The organism is Brevundimonas sp. (genome assembly GCF_029945885.1).
Taxonomy (GTDB): domain Bacteria; phylum Pseudomonadota; class Alphaproteobacteria; order Caulobacterales; family Caulobacteraceae; genus Brevundimonas.
This window is the reverse complement of record NZ_JAQSDK010000002.1, coordinates 181,350-193,827: the sequence shown is the minus strand read 5'-3', so window position 1 is coordinate 193,827 and position 12,478 is coordinate 181,350. Positions and strand designations below refer to the sequence as shown.

Sequence of the window (12,478 nt, the reverse complement as noted above, 5' to 3'; positions counted from 1 at the left end):
CCCGCAGGCTCATCCCCGCCCGCCCTTCCCTCGCCTTTCCCCGGACCAGCTTCCGGACACGACAACGCCGCCCCGGCGCGAACCGGGGCGGCGTCCTCGAAACGGATCGGTGGTCAGGCGGCGGCGGATCCGAGCGCGGCCTCGCCCGCCGGAGTGACGGTGAAGGCCCCGGTGCCGTCATCGTCATCAAGGGCGGGGTCGTCCACGCCGATGTCTTCGTCCGTCGTCACCTGATCCTCGTTCGGCAACGGACCCGTCCAGGAGAGGCCCGCCGGTGCCCAGATCCGCGACGCGGCCTGTTCGGCGACCCAGTCGACCAGTTCGGTCTTCTTCAGGGACCGCGCCCGCTCATCATCGGCACCCATGCTCTCGAGCATCCCCAGCAGCAGCGATTTGGAGTGGGCCTGAAGGAACGCCACGTCCGGCGTCCAGTGGAGGGTGATGTCCGCCGCGCACAGGGCGGCCAGCTCCGCCGCCTCCATCCGGGCGCTGCGCCGGATCAGGCTCGTGCGCGTCTCGCGCACGTCGAGACTGATCGCGGTCAGTTCGGCCAGCAGTCCCATCTTCTCGCCGTGCGGCAGGGCATGGACCCAGGCGATGACCGTCGCACCCGACGCCTGCCAGGCCGCGCGACGGTCGTCGAGCCGCTGGCGCACCTCGCCGTCCAGGGCCTCGATCACCCGCCCGTCCACCGGATCGAAGCCGGTGGCGAGGATGGCCAGGGCTGAGTCGGAGCGCGTCACATGGGCGCGCAGAACCAGGAGGGTGAACAGGCGCGCGACCAGGGCCGTCAGCGCCGCGCCCGGATCATCGGCCAGGGCGCGGACCAGGCCGCGCGTGGCCACGTCGGTGCGTACGGTGTGCAGGGCATGGTTGACCCCGTCGGTATCGGGCTCGGGTGCCGGGGCCTCCGGAGCGACATAGACCGGCGGAGCCGACACCCGGTCGGATAGATCGCCGTCGGGCAATCCGGCGTCCTCCATCTCCGGTTCCTCGGGCGTATAACAACGCACATCGACGCCCGTGCCGGCGGCGGGCCACATCACCATGGTTGTCACCACCCGCCCGCCGCACCCCGTCTGGTCCGCCGTCACCCGCGCGCGGATCATGTCGACGATCGCGGCGTCAACGGCCTCAGGGTCGCAGGCCTCGGCCAGGGTCTGCCGGACCGCGTCCGCTCGCGCGTTGAACACCTCCCGCTGGGCCCGGTAGCGCGCCATGTCGTCGGCCGGGAGCTGGCCGCCGTAGACATAGCCCAGCGCCTCAAGGTCGTCCGGGAGGTCCGGTTCGGGTCCGGCGGTGACATGCACCGCGATCCCGTCGGCCTCGAATACGGCGGCGATGGCGCGCGCCCGCCGCATCCAAAGATCGGTCAGTATCTCCGGATCGAGCAATACGGGTGCCCGCTCTCCGAACAGATCCGTCTCTGTGCGCCCGCCCGCCTCGGCATAGCGGACCGGATCGACAAGGGCGCAGCGCCGGTCCCGGCCGGTGACACGCCCTTCGTCGAGCCGTTCGGTGATCCGCCAGTCCTGGAATCCATGGCCGTCAAGCGCCGCTTCCGCGAGCTCGGCCTGTTCGGCGGTGTCTGGCAGACGGGCCAGCAGCCTGGCCTGTTTGAGGGTCATCCGCCCGGCCTTCAGCGCCGAAAGGGCAGCGGCGGGGAGTCCGGCAAGGGCGGCCAGGCGTTTGATGTCGATCTCGGCGTAGCCCAGGGCCCGGGCGATCACGGACACGGTCAGCTTTGATTTCAGCATCCGGCCGATGGCGGCGATGATGTCGGCGACATGGACGGGCACGGCGGTGTTGGTGAGCAGGACGGCCGCCGCCTGGCGAGCCGGATCCGTTTCGACATAGACGGTGACGGGATAATCCGCGTCGATCTCGCCCGCGTCCAGCAACAGACCCAGGGCCAGTCGCCGGCGACGCCCGTCCAGCGCCATCCAGGGCTGCTCCTTCCTGCCCCGCCCGGGCCGGACGGTGAGGCGCTGCAGCTGGCCGGCGGCCTTCAATGTGGCGGCCAGGGTCGGGATGTCGTCATCCGGCGGCTCGTTGAAGCGCAGATTCTCGTGCGCGATGCCGATGTCACCGAGACGCACGGTACGCTCGTCGCGATCGGGGATCGCAGCCGGAGTCGTATCAACAACAAGGTCGGTCATGAGGGCTCTCCCGCCGGGCTTGGAGGACCATCCCCGCCGCTCCGGCACCCGTCCGCTCCCTCACTCCTTCCCTTTGGCCGCGGCGACGGCCACCTCGTTCCAGTCCCCGAACGGCGGGTCGGGACACTGTATCCGGACCGCGACACCGAGGGCCGCAACGCGGCGTCCAAGCCGCGCCGCCGCCCGTTCGCCGGCGGCCCCGCGGTCGGCCGCGATCAGCAGGCGATGCACGGTCGCCGGGGGTGTCCAGCCGGCGAGGTTGTTGGCGGCCATCAGGGACCAGCCCGGAAGCTGGAACCGATCCATCGCGGACAGGGTCGTCACGATCCCCTCCGCGACGAGCATTTCCGGGGCGGCCGGGGCCAGACGAACCGCGGCTCCTGTCGGTACCTGACCGACCGTCTTGCGCGTCAGCCGGATACCCGAGGCAACATGGCCGTTCATATCGAGATAGGTCAGTTCAACCGCCGTCAGGCGGTCTGTTTCATCACTGATCCGTGCGACAAGCGCCGGACGGCCGCGTCCGCGCGGGCGATAGACAGAAACCGGTGCCTGCGGATGGAATGCCAGGCTCCGGGCGTCGCCAACACCCTGAACGGCGCGAAGACGCAGGTGGCGATCCGCGGCGTCGCCTGTGTGGATGGGGCGACAGCCGGCCCAGAGATCTGCAGCGGTCCGGAGACGAACACCGGAGTCCGGACGCGGTGCCGCCGACACCGTTCGACCGCCACCGCTCAAACGTCCGGCGTCATCGATCAGACCCAGGTCCCGCAGACGATCCCGAACGGTCCGCCAATCCGACCCGCCGAACACGTGAATGACGACCCGCTCATCCGTCAACACCAGCGAAACCGAACGGTCCCGGACACTATGTCCGGGGGCCCGGACATTGGCCCGCAGCCCATTGGCATAGAGGTCGCCGCCCAGGGCGGCGACGATGCGGTGCAAGGTCATGGCCGTCTCAGATCAGGCCCAGGGCCTTGAAACTGGCCGTTCCTTCCCGGCCGACAACCAGATGGTCATGGACCTGGAGATTGAAGACCCGCGCCGCCTCCACGATCTGGCGCGTCATCTCGATGTCAGCCTGCGACGGCGTCGGATCGCCGGAAGGATGATTGTGGACCAGGATCAGGGCCGAGGCCGAAAGCTCAAGGGCGCGGCGAACCACTTCGCGGGGATAGACCGGGGCGTGGTCCACGGTGCCGTGCGCGACCAGTTCGTCCCGGAGCAGGTTGTTGCGCCGGTCCAGAAACAGGGTCCTGAACTGTTCGCGGGGCTCATGCGCAAGCGCCGTCCGGACATAGGCGACGAGCGCCGTCCAGGAGGCGATCACGGGGCGACGGCAGGTTTCATCGCGCGCCAGACGGATCGCCAGTTCACGCAGAAGCTTGAGATCGGACAGGGCGACCGGATCGAGGCCGGGCGCGCGCGCCAGTTCACCGGGTTCGGCGGCGACGATAGCACCCAGTCCCGCGAACCGCTCCAGCAGGGCTGCGGCGAGCCGATCCGTTATGTTGCCGGATTCACCGTCGCCCCCGTGAACCGCCCGTCTCAACATCAAACCCAGAAGGGCCTGATCATCGAGGGCCGCGTGAACGACGGCCGGCGGCACCGGCGAGCGACTGTGCGGGTCCGGGCCCCAGGCCCGGGTCGGGGTCGGTCTCATGGCGATCTCCTTCTCCGCTCCACCATGGAGCACCCGCCGTCCCGCCTTCCTTTCCCTCCAGCGCGGACTTTCGGCGAGTCCGCTCGCTCACGGGGGCCACGCCCCGGGAGATGACACGGCTCGCGATCAGCACCGCAGTCCCGCTGTGTCAGACGCCGCAAACGCTGACGCTGGCGGGTGCCCGCCCTCACCCCAGCCAAGGCCTTCCTCGGACGAGAGTGATCGTGGCCACCGCCATCCGGGCTGCGCGACGTCCGCCGTGGGAACCCTCGATTGCCTCTTGAGCCAAAGGCGTCGAAGAGTAGGGGCCTGCACTCCCGAAACGGCGAGGTTACGATCATGATTACCGTCAGAGCGCTATTCGCCCTTGTCTTGACCCTCTCGATGATCGCGGGCGCTCCGGCGCTGGCGCACGATCCCGTTCCGAGGGTAGCGGGACACGCCATCGACGACGTCCAGGAAGAGGCGGTCGAGGCCGCCCGCGTCGTGGACGCCTTCCATACCGCGCTCGAACACGGAGACACGGAAGGCACCCTCGCCTTGCTGGCCGAGGACGTCCTGATTTTCGAGAGCGGTGACGCGGAGCGATCCAGAGACGAATATGCCGAGCATCATCTGGCCGCCGACGCGGCCTTCTCCGCCGCGGTGCCGGGCATCCGCTCCCGGCGCGTGGCGCGCGCCGATGGCGACAGCGCCTGGGTCGCCAGCGAGAGCCGGACGACCGGTGCGTTTAACGGCCGGCCGGTCGATAGCCTCACGGTTGAGACGATGGTTCTCCGGCGCGAGGCCGATGGCTGGCGGATCACGCACATCCATTGGTCCTCTCACGCGGCCCGTTGATGCCGACAGGGGGCGATATGCAGCACGATCATAAGGACAGCGGATACCGAAAGGGCTCGATCACCCTGGGCGGGGCGGTGGCGATGGGCACCGGCGTGATGATAGGGGCCGGCATCTTCGCTCTGACGGGCCAGGTCGCGCAGCTGGCCGGGCCGCTCTTTCCACTCGCCTTCATCGCGGGCGCGATCGTCACCAGTTTCAGTGCCTACAGCTACGTGAAGATGTCGAACGCCTGGCCCTCGGCGGGCGGAATCGGGATGATCCTGCAGAAATGCTACGGCCCAGGCGCGGTCGCCGCCGGCGCGGCGCTGTTGATGGCGCTCAGCATGATCATCGCCGAGAGCCTCGTGGCCCGGACCTTCGCCACCTATGTCCTGCGGCCCTTCGATATTGCCGGCGGTCCACTGGTGCCGATCCTCGCCGTCGCCGTGATCATGTTCGCCTTCCTCGTCAACATCGCAGGCAACCAGTCGGTCGGACGCTTCTCGTTGGTCATGGCGGCCATCAAGGTCGGCGGCATCGCGCTGTTCGGCATCACCGCCCTCTGGGCCAGCGGCTTCCAGTTCGCCGCGGCATCGGAGACCATGCCGGACGCGACGCCGGTGGGCTTCATCGCATCGATGGCGCTGGCGATCCTTGCCTTCAAGGGCTTCACCACCATCACCAACAGCGGAGCCGAGGTCACTGACCCGCACAAAAATGTCGGCCGGGCGATCATGATTTCGATCGCGCTCTGTGTCCTCGTTTATCTGCTCGTGGCCTTCGGCGTGGGATCGAGCCTGACCATCGACCAGATCGTCGCCGCCCGGGACTATTCCCTAGCGGAAGCGGCCCGACCGGCGCTCGGCCAGGCGGGATTCTATCTGACGGTCGTTCTGGCTGCGGTCGCGACGGCTTCCGGTGTGCTGGCCAGCGTCTTCGCGGTGTCGCGCATGCTGGCGATGCTGACCGAGATGAAGATGATCCCGCATCGGCATTTCGGCATGCCCAGCAACATTCAACGTCACACATTGGTCTACACCGTGGTCATCGCCTCGATCCTGGCGATCTTTTTTGACCTCGGCCGGATCGCCTCACTGGGGGCCTTTTTCTATCTGGTCATGGACATGACCGTGCACTGGGGCGTGTTTCGTTTCCGCCGCAAGGAGGTCGGTGCCACAGGGGCCGTGATCCTGGCTGCGCTTGCGTTCGATGCCGTGGTGCTTGCGGCCTTCACGGCCATGAAGCTGAAAAGCGATCCAACCATTGTACTCTATGCAGGCGTCGCCATCGCTGCGGTCTTCGCCTTTGAACGGATGTATCTGTCACGCTGGTTGGCACCGCAGACGGCACCCGATCACTGAGACCGGACCGGGCGATGGCTTAGGCGACCGACCCAAGGCGCGGGGAACAAGGGTTCGAGCGCTGACGCCAACCCTGACAGCCGAACCTGTGCGCCCGGCGGTTCTGGTTGCCTGGCAGGCCCGCGATCCTGCTGCGGCTGGCGTCCGTCGGGTGCCCGACTATTGCGGGCGCAAGGCGGTGACCTCATTGACCCCGTCGTGGACCGAGACTTCAAAGGCGACCCGGTCTCCAACCCTGGCGTCCGCCAGCACAGCCGCCGGCGCGGTGAAGGTCATGGCCATGGCGGGCCAATCCACGGCCGGGATCGCGCCATGATCGATGGTGACGGTGCCGGCCGAGGCGTCGACCGCCGTAATCACGCCTGAGCCGGCTCCCATCATGGCGGCCTGACGGCCCTCCATCGGCATGCCGGACATGTTCGACGCCATCGGCATTTCAGAAGCGGACGTCGGATCGGCCGCAGGCGCTGTTTCGGGCTGGCCGCAAGCGCTCAGGCCGAGGGCGGCGACGGCCGACAGGATCAGGGCATGGTTCATGGTGTTTCTCCTTGGGTCGATGTCAGGACGCGGCGTCTGCGACGCCGCAGCAGCAGATAGCCTGCAGGGATAACGAGCATGGACAGCAAAGGTGCCGTCAGCATGCCGCCGATAACCGGGGCGGCAATGCGGCTCATCACCTCTGAACCGGCCCCGTGGCCGATCAGGATGGGGAACAGACCGGCAAGGATCACCGCCACGGTCATGGCCTTGGGTCGCACCCGCAACAGGGCACCCTCGCGGACGGCGGTCTCGACCGCCGCCGGTTCCGGGTTCGGTCCCCGCTCGTTGAGCGCGGTCTTCAGATAGATCAGCATGACCACCCCGAACTCGGCCGACAGCCCGGCCAGGGCGATGAAGCCGACGCCGGTGGCGACCGACTGGTGATAGCCCAGCAGATACAGCAGCCACACCCCACCGGTCAGGGCGAACGGCAGGGTGGCCATGATCAGGGCCGCCTCGTCGAAGCGTCCGAAGGTCAGATACAGCAGGAAGAAGATGATCAGCAGGGTCGCCGGAACCACAATCTTCAAGCGCTCGGCCGCGCGGGTCAGATATTCGAACTGCCCGGAGTAGGCGATGGTCACCCCCGGGGTCAGCTGGACCTGATCGGCCACCGCCTGCTGCAGATCGCCGACGACCGAGGCCAGATCGCGGCCGCGAACATCGATATAGACCCAGGTAGTGGGGCGCCCGTTCTCGGATTTCAGCATTGGCGGACCATCCGCGACCTGAAGGGTCGCGACCGTCCCGAGGGTGATCTGCTGGCCCGATGGCGTCAGAACCGGCAGGGCGCGAAGCTCCGCCAGGCTGTCACGCATCTCGCGGGGATAACGGACACTGATCGGATAGCGGGCCAGACCCTCGACCGTCTGGCCAATGGTCTCACCCCCGACGGCCCCGGAGACGATGCTCTGAACGTCCGCGATATTCAGGCCGAAGCGCCCGGCCGCCTGTCGATCGATGTCGACATTGACATAGCGCCCCCCCGTCAGCCGTTCGGCCAGGGCCGAGCTGACGCCCGGGACGGTCTTGGCCACCTCGGCGACCTGGGCGGCGATCCGGTCGAGGGCCTGAAGATCGGCACCGGACACCTTGACCCCGATCGGGCTCTTGATGCCGGTGGCCAGCATGTCGATACGGTTGCGGATCGGCGGCACCCAGACATTGGCCAGGCCGGGCACACGCACTGCCGCATCCAGTTCCTCGATCAGCTTGTCCGGCGTCATGCCGGGCCGCCACTGGTCACGCGGCTTGAAGCGGATGATCGTTTCGAACATCACCAGCGGCGCAGGATCGGTCGCCGTATCCGCGCGACCGGCCTTGCCGAACACAGTCTCGACTTCGGGCACGGTGCGGATCATCCGGTCCGTCTGTTGCAGAAGTTCGGACGCCTTGGCCGCCGACAGGCCCGGCAGGGCCGATGGCATATAGAGCAGGTCGCCCTCATCCATCGGTGGCATGAACTCGCCGCCCAGCTGGCTGATCGGCCAGGCCGAGCTGGCGAACACGACCAGGGCGATCAACAGGGTCGCGCGCGGGCGACGCAGGACCCAGTCGAGCGGTGGACGGTAGATATGGGTCAGCCAGCGGTTGATCGGATTGGTCTGCTCGGCCGGAATGCGCCCGCGGATCAGATAGCCCATCAGGACCGGCACCAGGGTGATCGACAGGATCGCCGCCGCCGCCATGGCGTAGCTCTTGGTGAAGGCCAGCGGCGCGAACAGCCGCCCCTCCTGGGCCTGCAGCGTAAAGACCGGAATGAACGACAGGGTGATGATCACCAGGCTCAGAAATAGCGCCGGCCCCACCTCCGCCGCCGCCTCGGTAATCACCCGCCAGCGGGCCTCACCGGCCAGCCGTTCATCGGGATGGTCGTGCTCCCATCGCTCGATATGTTTGTGCGCGTTCTCGATCATGACCACGGCAGCATCGACCATGGCCCCGACGGCGATCGCGATGCCGCCCAGCGACATGATGTTGGCGTTGACGCCCTGTATGCGCATCAGGATGAAGGCCGCGAGCACCCCCAGCGGCAGGGTGATGATGGCGACCAGGGCCGAGCGCGCGTGCCAGAGGAACAGGCCGCAAACCAGGGCGACGACGAAGAACTCCTCAAGCAATTTTGTGCTGAGGTTTTCGATCGCGCGATCGATCAGGTGCGAGCGATCATAAACGGTCACCACCTCGACCCCGGCCGGAAGCCCCGCCTTGAGCGTTTCGAGCCGTTCGCGCACCGCGGTGATCACGGCCTGGGCATTTTCGCCCGACCGCAGGATCACCACCCCGCCGGCCACTTCCCCCTCGCCGTTCAACTCGGCGATGCCGCGACGCATTTCCGGGCCGATCTGGATCGTGGCCACATCGCCCAGCTGAACCGGCACCCCGCCGGCGGCCGTGCGGATCGGCACCGCGCGGAAGTCATCCAACGTGGTCAGATAACCGTTGGCACGGACGATATATTCAGTCTCGGCCAGTTCCAGAACGGAGCCGCCGGCCTCGCCATTGCCCTGCCGGATCGCCGCCACCACCTGCTGGTGGGTCACGCCGTAACCGGCCAGTTTGGCGGGATCGAGCACCACCTGATACTGGCGCACCATGCCGCCGATACTGGCGACCTCGGCCACGCCCGGGACCGTCTTCAGTTCATAGCGCAGGAACCAGTCCTGCAGGCTGCGCAGCTGCGACAGATCATGCTGACCCGTGCGATCGACGAGCGCATATTCATAGACCCAACCGACCCCGGTGGCGTCCGGCCCCAGGGCCGGGCGGGCGGTGTCGGGCAGGCGGTCCTGGACCTGGCTGAGATATTCCAGCACCCGGGAACGCGCCCAGTAGAGGTCGGTGCCGTCCTCGAACAACACATAGACATAGCTGTCGCCGAAGAAGGAATAGCCGCGCACCGTGCGGGCTCCGGGCACCGACAGCATGGTGGTCGCCAGCGGATAGGTGACCTGGTTCTCGACGATCTGCGGCGCCTGGCCGGGATAGGAGGTACGGATGATGACCTGCACGTCCGACAGATCCGGCAAGGCGTCGACCGGTGTGTGGCGCACGGCCCAGAGGCCGCCGGCGACCAGCGCCAGCGCCGCGAGCAGGACGAGGAATCGCCCCTTGACCGAGGCGCGGATGATGGCGGCGATCATCGACCCGCCTCCCGCCGGGTCAGACTGCGGATCGTGGCCTTGCCGTCGACCATGTCGAACCCGAAATCGACCTGACTTCCCGCGGAGATGCCGGCCAGAGGCACCGCGTCCGCCACAGTAAAGGTCATCGTCATGGCCGGCCATTGCAGCGCGGGCACAGGCCCGTGCGCCAGGGTAATCGAACGCCCGTCGATGGCCTGAACCCGGCCGCTTGTCCGGTAGATCTGGGCCGGCGCTGGAGCCGTCGTCGCCGACGGCGCCGCGGCCTGCGCCAGGCTACGCGCGGTGACCCCGGACAGGCTGGCCTCCGAGTCGAACAGGAACTGGCCCGAGGCGACGACACGCTCGCCGTCACGCAGTCCAGCGAGGATTTCCGTCTGTCCGCCGGCCTCGCGCCCGACCCGGACCTCGGCCGGTTGATAACGCCCACCCTCCATGGCGAGCATGACGAGGTTGCGCTGGCCGGTGCGGATCACCGCCTCCGAAGGCACCAGCAGGGCCGGTGTCGAGGACCCGCCGAACGTGATCTGTCCGTACATGCCGGGGCGCAGGCGACCGCCCGGGTTCCGCAGCTCGACCCGCGCGGTCAGGGTCCGGCTGTCGCCGGTGACCTCGGGCAGCAGGGCGGTCAATCGACCCGTCATCCGTTCCCCGGGGAAGGCGGCCAGGGAAACGTCGACCGACCGACCGACCCGGAGTTGACCGGCCAGAGCTTCTGGCACCGCCGCGTTGAGCCACACGGTCGACAGACCGTTGATCTCGGCCAGGGTCAGGCCCGCGGGTACACTCATGCCGGCACGCACGCCCAGGGTGCGGATGGCACCACTGATGGGACTGGTCATGGTCACCGTGGTGCGCGGGCGACCGGTTCGCTCGACCGCGACGATCAGGGACTCCGGCATACCCAACAGAACCAGCCGTTGGCGCGCCGCCAGGATCAGTGCGGCATCGTCCGTGCCACGGACCGCGAGATATTCGATCTGGGCACCGCCCCAGTCCGGAACCAGCAGATCGGCCAGCGGAACGCCGGCAGCGATCACGTCACCGGGCGCGCGCGCATAGACCCGCTGGACAAAGCCGCTGGCCCGCGCCTGCACGATCGCGACATCCCGCTCGTTGTAGTCGACCACCGCGCTGGCGGTCAGATCCCCGTCGAGCGTTCCGGACCGAACCGTGGCGAAGCGGACACCCAGGTTCTGGACCAGGGCTGGATCGATGCGAACGCCCGCCGCCGCGCCCGACTCCTCGTCGGCGTATCGGGGCAACAGTTCCATGTCCATGAACGGTGACTTGCCCGGTTTGTCGAACCTCTGACCCGGGGTCATCGGATCATACCAGTACAGGACCTCACGCTCACCCGCGGAGGCGGCGACGGGATCGGCGTTGCCAGGGCCGAAGCGCGCCAGCGCCAGACCGGCCGCGCCGCCGATTACGATCAGGCCGGCGGCCGCGGCCGCGAGCTTCAGATTCTTGCGTTCAATCCGGATCATTGATCTTGTCCATAAATCAGGGTGAATCGGACGGCGCGGCGCGCCACATCGGCTTCCTTGTCGAGGGCGTCCAGCCGGCCATTGGCCAGGGCGGTGAAGGCGTCCAGCACCTCCATGATCCCCGCGCGACCCGCGCCGTAGCTGGCGGTTTCGAGATCGGCACGCGTCCGCAGATTGGGCAGGACCACGTCGCGGGCCCGAACCCAACGGGTCCGCGCGACGTCATATTCAGCCAGGTCTGCCTGCAGAATCGCCGTCCACTCACGTTCCGCCGCCTCTCGCTCAGCGGAGACCCGTCGGGCGTCGGCGGCGCGGGCCGCGATCACCGGTGCCTGACGACTGCCCTGGAACAGGGGCAGGCTGACACTGGCACCGACGGAGATCAGATCGCCGAACATCGGATCGCGGCGGGCATAGCCGGCCTCGAACGCCCAGTCAGGCCGGCGGGCTGCCCGCGCCAGATCGAGGTCGGCCTCGGCCCGGTCCTGTACAGCGCCATAGGCCCGCAGCGCCGGCAGCCGGGCGAGATCAACGTCGAACACGTCGGGCTCAAGGTCGATAGACGGGGGCGATCCACTGGCGCTTGGCAGCGGATCGCCCGTCCACCGGGACAGGTTCGCCCGCGCCCGAACGACGTCGACCCGCAAGCCGTCACGCCGGTCATCCAGAGCGGCGCGCAGTTCGACTGGCCCCAGGCTCTGCGCCGGTCGGTTCGCGCCCGAGGCGACGCCCGACGGGGCTGCCTCCCACAACGGGTCGAGGGCGGCGAGCACATCGTCCATCTCCACCAGTCGCTGTTCGGCATAAAACAGATCGATCCAGGCTTGGCCGGTCGCGACCTCGACATCCCGTAGGGTGATGCCCTCCCGTGCGCGAGCCACACCGATATCGGCATCGGCAATGCGGCGTTCAGCGCGACGCCGCGCGCGGCTGGGCACGGCCTGTTGCACACCGATCTGGAGTTTGGTCATCTCGATCTCGCCAAACCGCCCGGCTGCGGAGCCCGAAACCGGAAAGCCGTCGAGGCCAAAGCTGAGCCGCGGGTCCGGCAGCCGTCCGGCCGCCTCGGCCGAGGCCTCTGCCGCCTCCACCCCCAAGGCACTGGCGTGGACGGCCGGAGCGTCTGAACGCGCCAGGGCGAGCGCCTGCGTATAGGTCAGGGGTTCAGCACGCGCGGCGCTCGCGGCGGCCAGCGCACAGCTGACCAGGGCCACACGGGCCCAGGTCGGCGCGACAGGACGCGCCCGACCGGTTATGGATTTCAACACGATGAAGCTCCAGACGCACCCACTCCAAA

General features: G+C 68.1%; 9 protein-coding genes. 2 read left to right on the top strand and 7 right to left on the bottom strand.

Annotation, left to right across the window (positions count from 1 at the left end; translation table 11 throughout):
* Positions 1-113: 113 nt before the first annotated feature.
* From PSV00_RS01420 to radC, 3 genes are read right to left on the bottom strand one after another with little or no spacing between them, the layout of a single operon-like run.
* Positions 114-2,159 carry a chromosome partitioning protein ParB gene (locus PSV00_RS01420; protein ID WP_300443927.1) on the bottom strand — a complete coding sequence of 682 codons (2,046 nt, stop codon included), beginning with the start codon at positions 2,157-2,159 and terminating at the stop codon, positions 114-116.
* Between the two features lie 60 nt (positions 2,160-2,219).
* Positions 2,220-3,113 carry a toprim domain-containing protein gene (locus PSV00_RS01415; RefSeq protein WP_300443925.1) on the bottom strand — a complete coding sequence of 298 codons (894 nt, stop codon included), beginning with the start codon at positions 3,111-3,113 and terminating at the stop codon, positions 2,220-2,222.
* 7 nt (positions 3,114-3,120) lie between these two features.
* A complete protein-coding gene (gene radC, locus PSV00_RS01410; RefSeq protein WP_300443922.1) occupies positions 3,121-3,825 on the bottom strand; it encodes a DNA repair protein RadC in 705 nt (234 codons plus the stop codon).
* A 384-nt stretch (positions 3,826-4,209) separates the two neighbouring features.
* Between radC and PSV00_RS01405 the strand changes: the two genes are divergently transcribed.
* Positions 4,210-4,665, top strand: a complete 456-nt coding sequence (locus tag PSV00_RS01405) for a nuclear transport factor 2 family protein (protein WP_300443920.1) — start codon at positions 4,210-4,212, stop codon at positions 4,663-4,665.
* A gap of 17 nt (positions 4,666-4,682) precedes the next feature.
* Positions 4,683-6,008, top strand: a complete 1,326-nt coding sequence (locus tag PSV00_RS01400) for an APC family permease (RefSeq protein WP_300443917.1) — start codon at positions 4,683-4,685, stop codon at positions 6,006-6,008.
* Positions 6,009-6,167: 159 nt separating this feature from the next.
* Here the strand turns inward: PSV00_RS01400 and PSV00_RS01395 are convergent, their stop codons facing one another.
* The 4 genes from PSV00_RS01395 to PSV00_RS01380 are packed head-to-tail and all read right to left on the bottom strand — an operon-like array spanning position 6,168 to position 12,449.
* Positions 6,168-6,545, bottom strand: coding sequence for a copper-binding protein (locus PSV00_RS01395; protein ID WP_300443915.1), 378 nt, complete (start codon positions 6,543-6,545; stop codon positions 6,168-6,170).
* A complete protein-coding gene (locus PSV00_RS01390; protein ID WP_300443913.1) occupies positions 6,542-9,691 on the bottom strand; it encodes an efflux RND transporter permease subunit in 3,150 nt (1,049 codons plus the stop codon). Before PSV00_RS01390 ends, PSV00_RS01395 begins: the two co-directional genes overlap by 4 nt.
* Positions 9,688-11,181, bottom strand: a complete 1,494-nt coding sequence (locus tag PSV00_RS01385; protein WP_300443912.1) for an efflux RND transporter periplasmic adaptor subunit — start codon at positions 11,179-11,181, stop codon at positions 9,688-9,690. Before PSV00_RS01385 ends, PSV00_RS01390 begins: the two co-directional genes overlap by 4 nt.
* Complete coding sequence (locus PSV00_RS01380; RefSeq protein ID WP_300443911.1) at positions 11,178-12,449, bottom strand: TolC family protein; 1,272 nt, start codon at positions 12,447-12,449, stop codon at positions 11,178-11,180. The genes PSV00_RS01385 and PSV00_RS01380 overlap by 4 nt, the downstream gene beginning before the upstream one ends.
* Positions 12,450-12,478: the final 29 nt, after the last annotated feature.

Excerpts from the sequence above, each read along its gene's own strand:
- PSV00_RS01395 (WP_300443915.1), bottom strand. The coding sequence starts at position 6,545 with ATGAACCATGCCCTGATCCTGTCGGCCGTCGCCGCCCTCGGCCTGAGC.
- PSV00_RS01405 (WP_300443920.1), top strand. The coding sequence starts at position 4,210 with ATGATCGCGGGCGCTCCGGCGCTGGCGCACGATCCCGTTCCGAGGGTA.
- PSV00_RS01390 (WP_300443913.1), bottom strand. The coding sequence starts at position 9,691 with ATGATCGCCGCCATCATCCGCGCCTCGGTCAAGGGGCGATTCCTCGTC.
- radC (WP_300443922.1), bottom strand. The coding sequence starts at position 3,825 with ATGAGACCGACCCCGACCCGGGCCTGGGGCCCGGACCCGCACAGTCGC.
- PSV00_RS01415 (WP_300443925.1), bottom strand. The coding sequence starts at position 3,113 with ATGACCTTGCACCGCATCGTCGCCGCCCTGGGCGGCGACCTCTATGCC.
- PSV00_RS01385 (WP_300443912.1), bottom strand. The coding sequence starts at position 11,181 with ATGATCCGGATTGAACGCAAGAATCTGAAGCTCGCGGCCGCGGCCGCC.
- PSV00_RS01420 (WP_300443927.1), bottom strand. The coding sequence starts at position 2,159 with ATGACCGACCTTGTTGTTGATACGACTCCGGCTGCGATCCCCGATCGC.
- PSV00_RS01400 (WP_300443917.1), top strand. The coding sequence starts at position 4,683 with ATGCAGCACGATCATAAGGACAGCGGATACCGAAAGGGCTCGATCACC.